At 36.8% G+C, this 19,022-nt stretch carries 1 protein-coding gene; it reads left to right on the forward strand.

Going from position 1 to position 19,022, the window contains the following annotated elements:
- Positions 1-2: 2 nt before the first annotated feature.
- Positions 3-19,019 (forward strand): non-ribosomal peptide synthetase, encoded by a 19,017-nt coding sequence (locus AC3IS6_RS10685; protein ID WP_489164860.1) that lies wholly within the window; start codon positions 3-5, stop codon positions 19,017-19,019.
- The last annotated feature ends 3 nt before the right edge of the window (positions 19,020-19,022 follow it).

Genomic DNA, 19,022 nt, shown 5'->3' on the forward strand with positions numbered 1-19,022 from the left:
AAATGAATATAAAATCAAAACTACATATAGCCCAGCAGGAAGTTTATTATGGGCAGTTGATGGATCCAAAAAATCCATTATACAATATTGGAGGTTATACGATCTTTAAGGGATCTTTCAATACCTCGCAGTTTAAGCATGTAATAGAAGGACTATCTAAGGTTTTTGATGTTTTTAATATTAGGTTTGATTTTACAGAAAATGAACCGTCATTTTATTTAAAGGATTTTCAAGAAAAAGTTACGATTGATGAATTGGATTTTTCGTCAGAAATTGAGCCGAGAGTAGCAGCTAAAGAATGGATGCAAGCTCAGTTCAATATTGCTTTTGATTTAAATCAGGAAAAATTATATATTTATACACTAATAAAAATAGCAGAAGATGAGTTTTGGTGGTTTGTTTGTTTTCATCACTTAATAACTGATGGATTTGGTTTTGCTGTAAAAGTAAATTATGTAATAGGTGAATATGAAAATTTAATAAGGGGAGGTGAAAAATCTGAAGTTGTGTATCCATCTTATTTGGATGCTACAAAAAAAAGTTTTGATTATCTTCTATCTGAGCAATATCACAAAGATGTAATTTATTGGAATGAAAAATATAGTTCAATCCCTAATTCTTTACTAAACAATAAAAGGCAAAAAAAAGAATTAGGCGGTAATAGGATCTCAATTCTTATTTCGAAGGAAGATCGAGAATTATTTAATCGTTTATCCCTAGACACAAAGGCAAATATTTCTCAATTTACAATTGCGGCATTACTATTATATTTAGGAAAAACAACAGATAAGGAAACTTTTAGTTTAGGAATCCCTGTTCACAATAGAAGCGGGAGAAATGAACGAAAGACATTAGGAATGTTTGCGGGAATACTTCCTTATAAAGGTAAATATGTTGGAGAGCAGATTCTGTCTGATGTAATTTCTGAAATACAACAAACACAACGCAATGATTATAAACATCGATTGTATCCTATTTCATATTTAAACAGATCTCTTAAATTATTGTCAGAAAGTAGATGGCAACTATTTGATATTGTTGTAAATTATGAACCTCTTCCTTTTCCAAAATCCTTATCTCCAAATCTTCACATTGAGATAAAACATTTGGCAAGTACTTTAGTAGAATATCCGTTGTCTATTAGATGGTCAGATTATGGAGAAGATTCTCCTTTGGAATTAAATGTTGATTATCAGAGAGGGTATTTTGAAAAAAATGAAGTAGAGATGTTAATAAAAAGATTGCTTTATATTATAAGGCAATTTGAATTTGGATTAAACAAACCAATTGAAGATATTTCGATTATTCCAATTGAGGAAGAAAAACAACTATTGCATCTATTCAATGATACGGCAGTTGCTTATTCAAAAGATAAGACTGTAGTTGATTTGTTTGAAGAGCAAGTGAAGAAGACCCCTGATGCTATAGCTGTTGTTTATGAAGGAGAGGCATTAAGTTATAAGGAGTTAGATGAGAAGTCGAATCAACTGGGTCATTATTTAATAGAACAGGGTGTTGAGCCGGATACTTTGATAGGTATTTGTTTGGAGCGTAGTCTGGAGATGCTTATAGGTATCTTGGGTATTTTAAAATCAGGGGGTGCTTATGTGCCTGTTGACCCTGATTATCCATCGGATCGTATCGGTTATATGCTAGGTGATGCCGGCATCAAACTGGTACTAAGCAGGGAAGATAACCATAAGATTCTGGCAGATTATACGAATGTTAAGGTCGTATTGTTAGACAAAGACTGGGAAAAGATCTCTGTTAATCCTACAACGGCTCTAAACGTTGCATTATCACCAAGTCATCTGGCTTATGTAATTTATACCTCGGGTAGTACAGGTAGACCTAAGGGAGTTATGAATGAACACGGAGGTATCGTAAATCGACTACTGTGGGGGCAATCTCATTATAAATTAAACTCTGAAGATACCATTCTTCAAAAGACATCTTTTAGTTTTGATGTTTCTGTGTGGGAATTATTGTGGTCTGTCACTTGCGGTGCTAAGTTAATTTTTGCAAAACCTGAAGGTCATAAGGATGTTATTTATCTGAAAAGAATAATTGAAGAGTATAGTATCACTACTATCCATTTTGTTCCTTCGATGTTAAGCATTTTCTTAGGGACTATAAACCAAGGGGACTGTAGTTCTTTAAAATTGGTTATATGTAGTGGAGAAGCCTTACAATTGGACCAGATTGATATGTTTAAGGAGAAATTCAATCGGGTACGTTTAGATAATTTATATGGTCCTACTGAGGCGGCTATTGAAGTAAGTTCGTGGGAAGTTCCATTGGAAGGTTTCTTGCCGGGTGTTTTAATTGGTCAGCCAGTTGCTAATACGAGTTTATATATTGTAGATGATAGTCATCAACTTTTACCCATTGGAGTTATTGGGGAGCTATGCATTGGAGGAATTCAGGTTGCTCGTGGTTATTTAAATCAGGAAGAGTTAACCCGAGAGAAGTTTATAGAGAATCCATTTAAAGAGGGCGATAGAATTTATAAGACGGGAGATTTAGCACGTTGGCTCCCTGATGGTAATCTGGAGTTTATTGGCAGAAAGGATAATCAGGTTAAAATCCGTGGTTATCGAATAGAGCTTGGTGAAATCGAGAATGTATTGTCATCGGTACGTGGAATCAGCCAGTGCTGTGTATTGGCTAAAGAGGATTCAAATGATACCAAACGTTTGGTTGGTTATGTTGTTGTTGAAGGTAAGCTGGACAGGGCTGCTTTACAGGAACAGTTGAAATTAAGTTTACCGGAGTATATGGTTCCTATGATCTGGGTTGAGTTGGCAGAGCTGCCGTTGACGTCAAACGGAAAACTGGACAGAAAAGCTTTACCGGATCCAGATAGTTCAGATTTGTCTACAAAAGAATATGTTGCTCCACGCACAGAGACAGAACACCAATTGGTTCAAATCTGGGAGAATTTGTTGGGAATAGAGAAGGTTGGAGTTCATGATAACTTTTTTGAGTTAGGAGGTCATAGTCTACTGGCTACCCGATTGGTATCGATTATTCGTAAAGAGCTTTCCATAGAAATATCTATCAGGGAAGTCTTTGAATATACGACGATCGCAACGTTAAGTTCGCATGTATCATCTCAATCAAAAGGAGTATTACTACCTGCTGTTGTCGTAGAAGACCGCTCAGGACGAATTCCTTTGTCTTTTAGTCAGGAGCGACTTTGGTTTTTGGATCAGTTACAGGGTAGTTTAGAATATCATATGCCTATTGCACTTCGTTTGGAAGGGGCCTTAGACGCATCGATATTAGAACAAACGCTTCAAAGTATTGTATCTCGTCATGAGGTTTTGCGTACTATTCTGTTATCAGAAGATGGTATAGGGTATCAGGAAGTCATAAGTGAAAAGGAGTGGATCCTTGATCAGGTCGTAATAAGTGATAAATCATTATTTGAAAATATCCTTCAGGATTATCTGATGGCTCCTTTTGATTTGTCAGCAGATTATAAGTTACGAGCATGTTTGTATGATTTAGGAGATCAAAAATATATATTGGCCTGTGTGTTGCATCATATTGCCAGTGATGGCTGGTCAGAGGGTATCTTGGTAAATGAGTTTATGGAGCTTTACAGCGCGCTTCAATCGGGAAGAGCGGCTGTTTTGCCTGAGCTTTCTTTGCAATATTCAGATTATGCGATCTGGCAGCGAAAATATTTGGAAGGAGCTGTTTTGGACTCTCAGTTATCGTATTGGGAAGAGAAGTTAGAGGGAGTAGGTACTTTATCATTGCCAACAGATTATGCTCGTCCATCGATTCAAAGCACAGCAGGATCGAATGTTTCTTTAACCCTTGATAAGAATCTTAGTGATTCTTTAAATGCCTTGTGTCAGGCAGAAGGTGTTACACTATTTATGTTGATGTTGTCAGCCTTTAAGGTATTATTGTCGCGTTATAGTGGTCAGGATGATATTTGTGTTGGAACGCCTATTGCGAATCGTACCCAATCAGAGTTAGAGGGCATGATAGGCTTTTTTGTCAATACACTGGCACTTCGCAGTGATCTGAGTGGTAATCCAGACTTCAGAGAACTTTTAAAAAGAGTAAAAGAAACTACACTTGGTAGTTATGATCATCAATTGGCTCCATTTGAGAAAGTAGTAGACCGTGTGGTCACTACCCGTGATATGAGCATGAGTCCATTGTTTCAGGTGATGTTTGTATTGCAGAACACATCTGAAGGATCTGAAGGTTTAGTTATACAGGATGTTGAGATTTCAAACTATGAGTTTGATATAGTCAACTCAAAGTTCGATCTGACATTGAATATTTCTGAAAATAATAGTGGTATTGGATTAGATATTGTGTATTGTGCAGACTTGTTTGATAAGTCCACGATTGATCGTATGCTTTTACATTACAAAGAGCTTTTGATTTCTATTTTGGGAGATATTACTCAGCCAGTAGGCAGTTTGTCGATGTTGACAAAAGAGGAAGAATACCAACTATTGCATTTATTCAATGATACAACAGTTGCTTATCCAAAAGATAAAACTATAGTTGATTTGTTCGAAGAACAGGTGAAGAAGACTCCTGATGCTATAGCTGTGGTTTATGAAGGAGAAACATTAAGTTATAGGGAATTAAACGAGAAGTCGAATCAACTGGGGCATTATTTAATAGAACAGGGTGTTGAGCCTGATACTTTGGTAGGTATTTGTCTGGAGCGTAGTCTGGAGATGCTTATAGGTATCTTGGGTATTTTAAAATCAGGGGGTGCTTATGTGCCTGTTGATCCTGATTACCCGTCGGATCGTATTGGTTATATGCTTGTTGATGCCGGTATTAAACTGGTATTAAGCAGGGAAGATAGCCATAAGATTCTGGCAGATTATAAGGATATTGCTGTTTTGTTATTGGATAAAGATTGGGCGAAGATCTCTGTTAATCCTACAACAGCACTAAACGTTGCATTATTACCAAGTCATCTGGCTTATGTAATTTATACCTCAGGTAGTACAGGCAAGCCAAAAGGAGTAATGATTGAGCATATAAATGTTATAAATCTAATTACTTCTCAGATTAACAAATTTAATATTGATTCAAGTGATATTGTTTTACAGTTTTCAAATTTCATATTTGATGCTTCAGTTGAACAGATTTTTATAGGATTATCTAGTGGTAGTAAATTGATTTTTATAAATAAAGAAAAAAATCTTTATACAGAAAATTTACTTGATTTTATTGATAATCAAAAAATAACACATTTTCATACTACTCCAAGTATGTTAAGTACTTTGAGTGTAAGGACAGATTTACACTCTTTGAAAAGGATTGTTGTCGGAGGAGAGATTTGTAATAAAGATTTAATAGTAAAGTGGAATAAGGGATATGAATTTTATAATGAGTACGGACCAACAGAAACAACAGTAACGTCTACCCTATCTTTTTATGATAGGTATATTATTGATATTAAAGAAATCGGTATTGGAACTCCTATAAACAATACTCAGATCTATATTTTAGATTCACAAATGAGCTTATTACCTATTGGTGTAGTTGGTGAGCTATGTATAAGTGGAGCAGGGGTTGCTCGTGGTTATCTGAATCAGGAAGAATTAACCCGAGAGAAGTTTATAGAGAATCCATTTAAAGAGGGCGATAGAATTTATAAGACGGGAGATTTAGCACGTTGGCTCCCTGATGGTAATCTGGAGTTTATTGGCAGAAAGGATAATCAGGTTAAAATCCGTGGTTATCGAATAGAGCTTGGTGAAATCGAGAATGTATTGTCATCGGTACGTGGAATCAGCCAGTGCTGTGTATTGGCTAAAGCGGATTCAAATGATACCAAACGTTTGGTTGGTTATGTTGTTGTTGAAGGTAAGCTGGACAGGGCTGCTTTGCAGGAACAGTTGAAATTAAGTTTACCGGAGTATATGGTTCCTATGATTTGGGTTGAGTTGGCAGAGCTGCCGTTAACGTCAAACGGAAAACTGGACAGAAAAGCTTTACCGGATCCTGATAGTTCAGATTTGTCTACAAAAGAATATGTAGCTCCACGCACAGAGACAGAACACCAATTGGCTCAAATTTGGGAGAATTTGTTGGGAGTAGAGAAGGTTGGAGTTCATGATAACTTTTTTGAATTGGGGGGGCATAGTCTACTGGCTACCCGATTGGTATCGATGATCCGAAAGGGATTATCCATAGAAATATCTATCAGGGAAGTCTTTGAATATACGACGATCGCAACGTTAAGTTCGCATGTATCATCTCAATCAGTTGGGATATTACTACCTGCAGTTATTGTAGAGAATCGTCCGCAGCAGATTCCTTTGTCTTTTAGTCAGGAGCGATTGTGGTTTTTGGATCAGTTACAGGGTAGTTTAGAATATCATATGCCTATTGCACTTCGTTTGGAAGGGGCCTTAGACGCATCGATATTAGAACAAACGCTTCAAAGTATTGTATCTCGTCATGAGGTTTTGCGTACTATTCTGTTATCAGAAGATGGTATAGGGTATCAGGAAGTCATAAGTGAAAAGGAGTGGATCCTTGATCAGGTTGAAATAAGAGATGTATTATTATTTGAAAATATCCTTCAGGATTATCTCAGAATTCCTTTTGATTTGTCAGCAGATTATAAGTTACGAGCTTGTTTGTATGATTTAGGAGATCAAAAATATATATTGGCCTGTGTGCTGCATCATATTGCCAGTGATGGCTGGTCAGAGGGTATCTTGGTAAATGAGTTTATGGAGCTTTACAGCGCGCTTCAATCGGGAAGAGCGGCTGTTTTGCCTGAGCTTTCTTTGCAATATTCAGATTATGCGATCTGGCAGCGAAAATATTTGGAAGGAGCTGTTTTGGACTCTCAGTTATCGTATTGGGAAGAGAAGTTAGAGGGAGTAGGTACTTTATCATTGCCAACAGATTATGCTCGTCCATCGATTCAAAGCACAGCAGGATCGAATGTTTCTTTAACCCTTGATAAGAATCTTAGTGATTCTTTAAATGCCTTGTGTCAGGCAGAAGGTGTTACATTATTTATGTTGATGTTGTCAGCCTTTAAGGTATTATTGTCACGTTATAGTGGTCAGGATGATATTTGTGTTGGAACGCCTATTGCGAATCGTACCCAATCAGAGTTAGAGGGCATGATAGGCTTTTTTGTCAATACACTGGCACTTCGCAGTGATCTGAGTGGTAATCCAGACTTCAGAGAACTTTTAAAAAGAGTAAAAGAAACTACACTTGGTAGTTATGATCATCAATTGGCTCCATTTGAGAAAGTAGTAGACCGTGTGGTTACTACCCGTGATATGAGCATGAGTCCATTGTTTCAGGTGATGTTTGTATTGCAGAACACATCTGAAGGATCTGAAGGTTTAGTTATACAGGATGTTGAGATTTCAAACTATGAGTTTGATATAGTCAACTCAAAGTTCGATCTGACATTGAATATTTCTGAAAATAATAGTGGTATTGGATTAGATATTGTGTATTGTGCAGACTTGTTTGATAAGTCCACGATTGATCGTATGCTTTTACATTACAAAGAGCTTTTGATTTCTATTTTGGGAGATATTACTCAGCCAGTAGGCAGTTTGTCGATGTTGACAAAAGAGGAAGAATACCAACTATTGCATTTATTCAATGATACAACAGTTGCTTATCCAAAAGATAAAACTATAGTTGATTTGTTCGAAGAACAGGTGAAGAAGACTCCTGATGCTATAGCTGTGGTTTATGAAGGAGAAACATTAAGTTATAGGGAATTAAACGAGAAGTCGAATCAACTGGGGCATTATTTAATAGAACAGGGTGTTGAGCCGGATACTTTGGTAGGTATTTGTCTGGAGCGTAGTCTGGAGATGCTTATAGGTATCTTGGGTATTTTAAAATCAGGGGGTGCTTATGTGCCTGTTGATCCTGATTACCCGTCGGATCGTATTAGTTATATGCTTGTTGATGCCGGTATTAAACTGGTATTAAGCAGGGAAGATAGCCATAAGATTCTGGCAGATTATAAGGATATTGCTGTTTTGTTATTGGATAAAGATTGGGCGAAGATCTCTGTTAATCCTACAACAGCACTAAACGTTGCATTATTACCAAGTCATCTGGCTTATGTAATTTATACCTCAGGTAGTACAGGCAAGCCAAAAGGAGTAATGATTGAGCATACAAATGTTATAAATCTAATTACTTCTCAGATTAACAAATTTAATATTGATTCAAGTGATATTGTTTTACAGTTTTCAAATTTCATATTTGATGCTTCAGTTGAACAGATTTTTATAGGATTATCTAGTGGTAGTAAATTGATTTTTATAAATAAAGAAAAAAATCTTTATACAGAAAATTTACTTGATTTTATTGATAATCAAAAAATAACACATTTTCATACTACTCCAAGTATGTTAAGTACTTTGAGTGTAAGGACAGATTTGCACTCTTTGAAAAGGATTGTTGTCGGAGGAGAGATTTGTAATAAAGATTTAATAGTAAAGTGGAATAAGGGATATGAATTTTATAATGAGTACGGACCAACAGAAACAACAGTAACGTCTACCCTATCTTTTTATGATAGGTATATTATTGATATTAAAGAAATCGGTATTGGAACTCCTATAAACAATACTCAGATCTATATTTTAGATTCACAAATGAGCTTATTACCTATTGGTGTAGTTGGTGAGCTATGTATAAGTGGAGCAGGGGTTGCTCGTGGTTATCTGAATCAGGAAGAGTTAACCCGAGAGAAGTTTATATCAAGTCCTTTTGTAGAAGGCGATAGAATTTATAAGACTGGAGATTTAGCACGTTGGCTCCCTGATGGTAATCTGGAGTTTATTGGCAGAAAGGATAATCAGGTTAAAATCCGTGGTTATCGAATAGAGCTTGGTGAAATCGAGAATGTATTGTCATCGGTACGTGGAATCAGCCAGTGCTGTGTATTGGCTAAAGCGGATTCAAATGATACCAAACGTTTGGTTGGTTATGTTGTTGTTGAAGGTAAGCTGGACAGGGCTGCTTTGCAGGAACAGTTGAAATTAAGTTTACCGGAGTATATGGTTCCTATGATTTGGGTTGAGTTGGCAGAGCTGCCGTTAACGTCAAACGGAAAACTGGACAGAAAAGCTTTACCGGATCCTGATAGTTCAGATTTGTCTACAAAAGAATATGTAGCTCCACGCACAGAGACAGAACACCAATTGGCTCAAATTTGGGAGAATTTGTTGGGAGTAGAGAAGGTTGGAGTTCATGATAACTTTTTTGAATTGGGGGGGCATAGTCTACTGGCTACCCGATTGGTATCGATGATCCGAAAGGAATTGTCTATAGAGGTATCTATCAGGGAAATATTTCAATACAATACTATCTCAGCTTTAGCGACACATGTATCAGTTCAATCAGAGGGAGTGTTACTACCTGCTGTTGTCGTAGAAGACCGCTCAGGACGAATTCCTTTGTCTTTCAGTCAGGAGCGACTTTGGTTTTTGGATCAGTTAGAAGGCAGTGTTGTTTATCATATTCCTATTGCACTTCGTTTGGAAGGAGCGTTAGACACATCGATATTAGAGCAAACGCTTCAAAGTATTGTATCACGTCATGAGGTTTTGCGTACTATTCTCTTATCAGAAGATGGTGTAGGGTATCAGGAAGTCATAAGTGAAAAGGAGTGGATCCTTGATCAGGTCGTAATAAGAGATGTATCATTATTTGAAAATATCCTTCAGGATTATCTCAGAATTCCTTTTGATTTGTCAGCAGATTATAAGTTACGAGCTTGTTTGTATGATTTAGGAGATCAAAAATATATATTGGCCTGTGTGCTGCATCATATTGCCAGTGATGGCTGGTCAGAGGGTATCTTGGTAAATGAGTTTATGGAGTTTTACAGCGCGCTTCAATCGGGAAGAGCGGCTGTTTTGCCTGAGCTTTCTTTGCAATATTCAGATTATGCGATCTGGCAGCGAAAATATTTGGAAGGAGCTGTTTTGGACTCTCAATTATCGTATTGGGAAGAGAAGTTAGAGGGAGTAGGTACTTTATCATTGCCAACAGATTATGCTCGTCCATCGATTCAAAGCACAGCAGGATCGAATGTTTCTTTAACCCTTGATAAGAATCTTAGTGATTCTTTAAATGCCTTGTGTCAGGCAGAAGGAGTTACATTATTTATGTTGATGTTGTCAGCCTTTAAGGTATTATTGTCGCGTTATAGTGGTCAGGATGATATTTGTGTTGGAACGCCTATTGCGAATCGTACCCAATCAGAGTTAGAGGGCATGATAGGCTTTTTTGTCAATACACTGGCACTTCGCAGTGATCTGAGTGGTAATCCAGACTTCAGAGAACTTTTAAAAAGAGTAAAAGAAACTACACTTGGTAGTTATGATCATCAATTGGCTCCATTTGAGAAAGTAGTAGACCGTGTGGTTACTACCCGTGATATGAGCATGAGTCCATTGTTTCAGGTGATGTTTGTATTGCAGAACACATCTGAAGGATCTGAAGGTTTAGTTATACAGGATGTTGAGATTTCAAACTATGAGTTTGATATAGTCAACTCAAAGTTCGATCTGACATTGAATATTTCTGAAAATAATAGTGGTATTGGATTAGATATTGTGTATTGTGCAGACTTGTTTGATAAGGCTACCATTGATCGTATGCTTTTGCACTATAAAGAATTACTACTTAGTATTGTAATTGATATCGACCAGCCAGTAGGCAGTTTGTCGATGTTGACAAAAGAGGAAGAATACCAACTATTGCATTTATTCAATGATACAACAGTTGCTTATCCAAAAGATAAAACTATAGTTGATTTGTTCGAAGAACAGGTGAAGAAGACTCCTGATGCTATAGCTGTGGTTTATGAAGGAGAAACATTAAGTTATAGGGAATTAAACGAGAAGTCGAATCAACTGGGGCATTATCTGAGGGATTTACATTATATAGATACAAATGATGTAGTGACTGTTAGGTTGGGTAGATCAGAGTGGATGATAATTGCCATACTAGGGATAATGAAGGCAGGAGGAGCTTATCTGCCTATTGATATTAATACTCCGAAAAATCGTGTAAATTACATTATAAAGGATAGTTGTTCTAAAGTTATTATTGATCAATTTGAAATAAATAAATTCATTAAAGATAGTTACGCATATGATAAGAATAATCTTTCAGAAATAAACAGATGCAATAATTTAGCCTATCTAATGTATACTTCAGGAACAACAGGTATGCCAAAAGGAGTAATGATTGAACACAAATCCTTAGTAGATTATTTCTTCGGAATTACTGATACAACTAACATATCAGATTGCAGTACTTTTGGGTTAATTTCTACTATTGCTGCTGACTTGGGAAATACCGTTATTTATGCTTCTCTTCTTACCGGAGGATCTCTTTATGTTTTTTCAGAAGAAGAAATTATAAATACGGATAAGTTAGCTAACTTAAATATAGATTGTTTAAAAATTGTACCTTCTCATTGGAAAGCTTTACAACAAAATAGAAAAATATTTGTGCCTAATAAATGTTTAATATTTGGTGGTGAGCAACTTACGATTGATATTGTAGCTATGATTGCTTCAAATAATGTTAGTTGTCAAGTTTACAATCATTATGGACCTACTGAGACAACAATTGGAAAACTAATTAAAAAAATCTCATTTCTTGAAGAATATGATAAGTCTATTCCATTAGGAATTCCATTTGGTAATACAAAAATTTTTGTATTGGATTCAAAAATGAACTTATTACCTATTGGAGTAGTTGGAGAGTTATGTATAGGAGGGCCAGGTGTCGCTCGTGGTTATTTGAATCAGGAAGAGTTAACCCGAGAGAAGTTTATAGAAAATCCATTTAAAGAGGGAGATAGAATTTATAAGACGGGAGATTTAGCGCGTTGGCTCCCGGATGGTACTATAGAATATATTGGCAGAAAAGATAATCAGGTTAAAATCCGTGGTTATCGAATAGAGCTTGGTGAAATCGAAAATGTATTGTCCTCGGTACGTGGAATCAGCCAGTGCTGTGTATTGGCCAAAGAGGATTCAAATGATACCAAACGTTTGGTTGGTTATGTGGTTTCAGAAGGCAAGTTAGATAAGTCTTACTTGGAGGATCAATTAAAATTAAGTTTACCCGAGTATATGGTTCCTATGATCTGGGTTGAGTTGACAGAGATGCCGTTGACTTCAAATGGAAAGCTGGACAGGAAAGCCTTACCGGATGTTGATAGTTCTGATTTGTCCAGAAAGGAATATGTTGCTCCGCGCAGTGATACCGAAAAGCAGCTGGCAGAGATCTGGCAGAGTTTGCTTGGCTTAGAGAAGGTGGGTGTTTATGATAATTTTTTTGAGTTAGGAGGCCATAGTTTATTGGCAGTTCAGTTAATTTCCCGTTTACAGAAACTAGGTTTTCATATTGGGGTAAAAGATATTTTTTCAGGGCCAACAATAGCTTTGATTAGTGATAAGTTATCTTCATTATCGTTGGTTTATAGTGTTCCTGTTAATGGTATTAGGGTTGATAGTGATTATATTACTCCATCGATGGTTCCTTTGATTGATTTTAATCAGAGTGATCTGGATGAATTAGTTGGAATGGTTGCTGGAGGAGTTTCCAATATAGCGGATATATATCCTTTATCACCATTACAGGAAGGTATTTATTTTCATCATCTGATGAGTGATCCTAAAGCGGGAGACCCTTATGTTCTACCTAGTTTACTATCATTTCCAGACAATGATAAGCGTAATTTTTTCATTGAGGCATTGCAATTTGTAGTGAACCGTCATGATGTTTTACGCACCTGTATATTAAGTTTTGGTTTACCTCAAGCAGTTCAGGTGGTATTGCGTGAAGCTCCTTTGTCATTAGAGCATTTGGTTTTGGATAATTCCCGTGCTATTTTATCACAATTAGAGGTTCTGATAGCTCCGGGTAGTCATTGGATGGATATTTCAAAGGCACCATTATTGGAGTTGAAATCGGCTGACGATTCTGAAAATGACTGTTATTATTTGATTGTATACCAACATCATTTGATAATGGACCATGTTGGTCTGGAGAAAATTGTATCGGAGGTTATGTTGTATTTATCGGGCAACCAAGAAAGTTTAGGTGTTCCTGTTTTGTACCGTGATTTTATAGGTCATACTTTACATGCGCAATCGGAGCATGACGCAGGTTCTTATTTTAGATCTTTGTTTGAAGGAATTGAAGAGCCTACCTATCCGTTTGATTTATCAAATATCCTTGGAGATGGTAAGGATATTGAAGAATCAGAAGTTTTGCTTTCAAAAGCTTTAAGTTCAGAATTGCGTGAAACGTGTTTGAGGCTGGGTATGACCCCTGCAGTATTGTTCCATGCTGCTTATGGCCTTGTAGTTGCCAGATGCAGTAATAAGGATTATGCTGTTTTTGGTTCTTTGTTTTCAGGAAGACTTCAGGGTTCTTTAGGTGCTGCAGATTCATTAGGATTGTTTATCAATACCCTTCCGGTGTTAGTTGAATTAAAAGGCAGTGTGTTGGATTATCTTGATCAGGTCAAGGTATTGTTACGGGATTTATTGTCTTATGAGCAAACTCCTTTGTCCCATATCCAGAATTGGAGTGGAATAAGCAATGATATGGCATTCTTCAGTGCATTGCTGAACTACCGTCATTCCTCACCTGTTTTATCACATGAAGATCATGCAAATGAATTTGATTCAGGGATTACAGTTCTGAGCAGTCATGAACGTACCAATTACCCTTTTACCTTAAGTGTAGATGATTATGGAGATGATTTTGGATTAAAGTCTCAGATTGATCAGAGTATTGGTTCTCAGAGGATAGTTGAGTATATGAAGGAGGCGCTTACGGAACTTCTGGAAGCAATAAAAAGCGGAGAATCAAGTGTAATGAGTCTGGTTATTTTACCAAAAGAAGAGCAGCACGAGTTATTGTATTCATTTAATGATACGGCAGTTGCTTATCCAAAAGATAAGACTGTAGTTGATTTGTTTGAAGAGCAAGTGAAGAAGACCCCTGATGCTATAGCTGTTGTTTATGAAGGAGAAGCATTAAGTTATAAGGAGTTAGATGAGAAGTCGAATCAACTGGGTCATTATTTAATAGAACAGGGTGTTGAGCCTGATACTTTGGTAGGTATTTGTTTGGAGCGTAGTCTGGAGATGCTTATAGGTATCTTGGGTATTTTAAAATCAGGGGGTGCTTATGTGCCTGTTGACCCTGATTATCCATCGGATCGTATCGGTTATATGCTAGGTGATGCCGGCATCAAACTGGTATTAAGTATGGAAGATAACCATAAGATTCTGGCAGATTATAAGGATATTGATGTTTTGTTATTGGATAAAGATTGGGAGAAGATCTCTGTTAATCCTACAACGGCTCTAAACGTTGCATTATCACCAAGTCATCTGGCTTATGTAATTTATACCTCAGGTAGTACAGGCAAGCCAAAAGGAGTAATGAATGAGCACGGTGGTATCGTAAATCGATTGTTATGGACCCAATCACATTATAAATTAAGATCTGAAGACACGATTCTTCAGAAGACATCTTTTAGTTTTGATGTTTCTGTATGGGAATTATTATGGTCTGTCACGTGTGGTTCCAGATTGGTTTTTGCCAAGGCTGAAGGTCATAGGGATGCTATTTATCTGAAAAGAATAATTGAAGAGTATAGTATCACTACAATTCATTTTGTTCCTTCGATGTTGAGTGTTTTTTTGAGTTTTATAGAACCGGGAGACTGTAGTTCTTTAGAACGTGTTTTATGTAGTGGCGAAGCTTTACAATTGGACCAGATTGTTATGTTTAAGGAGAAATTCAGTCAAGCACGTTTAGACAATTTATATGGTCCTACTGAGGCAGCGATCGATGTAAGTTCATGGGAAGTACCATTGAAAGATTCGCTTTCAGGTGTTTTAATTGGTCAGCCTGTAGACAATACGAGTTTATATGTTGTGGATGATAGTCATCAACTTTTACCAATTGGAGTAGCTGGAGAGTTATGCATTGGAGGAATTCAGGTCGCTCGTGGTTATTTGAATCAGGAAGAGTTAACCCGAGAGAAGTTTATAGAAAATCCATTTAAAGAGGGAGATAGAATTTATAAGACGGGAGATTTAGCGCGTTGGCTCCCGGATGGTACTATAGAATATATTGGCAGAAAAGATAATCAGGTTAAAATCCGTGGTTATCGAATAGAGCTTGGTGAAATCGAAAATGTATTGTCCTCGGTACGTGGAATCAGCCAGTGCTGTGTATTGGCCAAAGAGGATTCAAATGATACCAAACGTTTGGTTGGTTATGTGGTTTCAGAAGGCAAGTTAGATAAGTCTTACTTGGAGGATCAATTAAAATTAAGTTTACCCGAGTATATGGTTCCTATGATCTGGGTTGAGTTGACAGAGATGCCGTTGACTTCAAATGGAAAGCTGGACAGGAAAGCCTTACCGGATGTTGATAGTTCTGATTTGTCCAGAAAGGAATATGTTGCTCCGCGCAGTGATACCGAAAAGCAGCTGGCAGAGATCTGGCAGAGTTTGCTTGGCTTAGAGAAGGTGGGTGTTTATGATAATTTTTTTGAGTTAGGAGGCCATAGTTTATTGGCAGTTCAGTTAATTTCCCGTTTACAGAAACTAGGTTTTCATATTGGGGTAAAAGATATTTTTTCAGGGCCAACAATAGCTTTGATTAGTGATAAGTTATCTTCATTATCGTTGGTTTATAGTGTTCCTGTTAATGGTATTAGGGTTGATAGTGATTATATTACTCCATCGATGGTTCCTTTGATTGATTTTAATCAGAGTGATCTGGATGAATTAGTTGGAATGGTTGCTGGAGGAGTTTCCAATATAGCGGATATATATCCTTTATCACCATTACAGGAAGGTATTTATTTTCATCATTTGATGAGTGATCCTAAAGCGGGAGACCCTTATGTTCTACCTAGTTTACTATCATTTCCAGACAATGATAAGCGTAATTGTTTCATTGAGGCATTGCAATTTGTAGTGAACCGTCATGATGTTTTACGCACCTGTATATTAAGTTTTGGTTTACCTCAAGCAGTTCAGGTGGTATTGCGTGAAGCTCCTTTGTCATTAGAGCATTTGGTTTTGGATAATTCCCGTGCTATTTTATCACAATTAGAGGTTCTGATAGCTCCGGGTAGTCATTGGATGGATATTTCAAAGGCACCATTATTGGAGTTGAAATCGGCTGACGATTCTGAAAATGACTGTTATTATTTGATTGTATACCAGCATCATTTGATAATGGACCATGTTGGTCTGGAGAAAATTGTATCGGAGGTTATGTTGTATTTATCGGGCAACCAAGAAAGTTTAGGTGTTCCTGTTTTGTACCGTGATTTTATAGGTCATACTTTACATGCGCAATCGGAGCATGACGCAGGTTCTTATTTTAGATCTTTGTTTGAAGGAATTGAAGAGCCTACCTATCCGTTTGATTTATCAAATATCCTTGGAGATGGTAAGGATATTGAAGAATCAGAAGTTTTGCTTTCAAAAGCTTTAAGTTCAGAATTGCGTGAAACGTGTTTGAGGCTGGGTATGACCCCTGCAGTATTGTTCCATGCTGCTTATGGCCTTGTAGTTGCCAGATGCAGTAATAAGGATTATGCTGTTTTTGGTTCTTTGTTTTCAGGAAGACTTCAGGGTTCTTTAGGTGCTGCAGATTCATTAGGATTGTTTATCAATACCCTTCCGGTGTTAGTTGAATTAAAAGGCAGTGTGTTGGATTATCTTGATCAGGTCAAGGTATTGTTACGGGATTTATTGTCTTATGAGCAAACTCCTTTGTCCCATATCCAGAATTGGAGTGGAATAAGCAATGATATGGCATTCTTCAGTGCATTGCTGAACTACCGTCATTCCTCACCTGTTTTATCACATGAAGATCATGCAAATGAATTTGATTCAGGGATTACAGTTCTGAGCAGTCATGAACGTACCAATTACCCTTTTACCTTAAGTGTAGATGATTATGGAGATGATTTTGGATTAAAGTCTCAGATTGATCAGAGTATTGGTTCTCAGAGGATAGTTGAGTATATGAAGGAGGCGCTTACGGAACTTCTGGAAGCAATAAAAAACGGAGAATCAAGTGTAATGAGTCTGGTTATTTTACCAAAAGAAGAGCAGCACGAGTTATTGTATTCATTTAATGATACGGCAGTTGCTTATCCAAAAGATAAGACTGTAGTTGATTTGTTTGAAGAGCAAGTGAAGAAGACCCCTGATGCTATAGCTGTTGTTTATGAAGGAGAAGCATTAAGTTATAAGGAGTTAGATGAGAAGTCGAATCAACTGGGTCATTATTTAATAGAACAGGGTGTTGAGCCTGATACTTTGGTAGGTATTTGTTTGGAGCGTAGTCTGGAGATGCTTATAGGTATCTTGGGTATTTTAAAATCAGGGGGTGCTTATGTGCCTGTTGACCCTGATTATCCATCGGATCGTATCGGTTATATGCTAGGTGATGCCGGCATCAAACTGGTACTAAGCAGGGAAGATAACCATAAGATTCTGGCAGATTATACGAATGTTAAGGTCGTATTGTTAGACAAAGGCTGGGAAAAGATCTCTGTTAATCCTACAACGGGTCTAAACGTTGCATTATCACCAAGTCATCTGGCTTATGTAATTTATACCTCAGGTAGTACAGGCAAGCCAAAAGGAGTAATGATTGAGCATAGTAGTTTAGTGAATTATCTATTATATAGTATTGAATATTATGGAGTTGATGATAACTGTTTTAGTTTTCCGTTGTTCAGTTCATTATCATTTGATTTAACACAAACAAGTATCTATTTAACACTTTTGACAGGTGGTCAATTACATATTTATCAGGATAATAATGTTGAGGATGTATTAAATAATATAGTAGTAAATGACTCTATAACTTCAATTAAATTAACTCCGGCACATTTGTCATTTTTTAAGGGATTGGATGGTTCTAAATTAAAAAGGTTTATTATAGGAGGGGAGCAATTGACCCATTCCGATTTAAATAATTTAGATAAATTAAATCCTTTAGTGAAATTATTTAATGAGTATGGTCCAACTGAATCAACAATAGGTTGTAGTGTACTGGAAATCACAAATTATAGATTAATAAAAAATATAAATATAGGATCTCCTATATCCAATACAAGCATCTACATTATAAATGAAGAATTACAACTATTACCAATGGGTATAGTTGGCGAGCTATGTGTAAGTGGAGCAGGGGTTGCCCGTGGTTATTTGAATCAGGAAGAATTAACCCGAGAGAAGTTTATAGAGAATCCATTTAAAGAGGGCGATAGAATTTATAAGACCGGAGATTTAGCACGTTGGCTCCCTGATGGTAATCTGGAGTTTATTGGCAGAAAAGATAATCAGGTTAAAATCCGTGGTTATCGAATAGAGCTTGGTGAAATTGAGAAAGCTCTCTCATCAGTGTCAGGAATCATTCATTGTTGTGTATTGGCTAAAGAGGATTCAAATGATACCAAACGTTTGGTTGGTTATGTTGTTGTTGAAGGCAAGCTGGACAGGGCTGCTTTACAGGAACAGTTGAAATTAAGTTTACCGGAGTATATGATTCCTATGATCTGGGTTGAGTTGGAAGAGATGCCACTGACCTCAAACGGAAAGCTGGACAGAAAAGCTTTACCGGATCCTGATAGTTCAGATTTGTCTACAAAAGAATATGTGGCTCCACGCACAGATACAGAACACCAATTGGCTCAAATTTGGGAGAATTTGTTGGGAGTAGAGAAGGTTGGAGTTCATGATAACTTTTTTGAATTGGGGGGGCATAGTCTACTGGCTACCCGATTGGTATCGATGATTCGTAAGGAATTATTGATAGAGATTTCAATTCGAAATGTTTTTAAATTTAATACTGTGGAAGAATTGTCATCCTATGTAGATTATAAGCTACGCAATCTTGAAAGTAATGAGACAAGCAACTATAGCATAAATATTAATATATAGTTT

Source organism: Flavobacterium sp. KH_035, from assembly GCF_057839565.1.

Coding starts and splice junctions, on each gene's coding strand:
- AC3IS6_RS10685 (WP_489164860.1), top strand. CDS start 3: ATGAATATAAAATCAAAACTACATATAGCCCAGCAGGAAGTTTATTAT.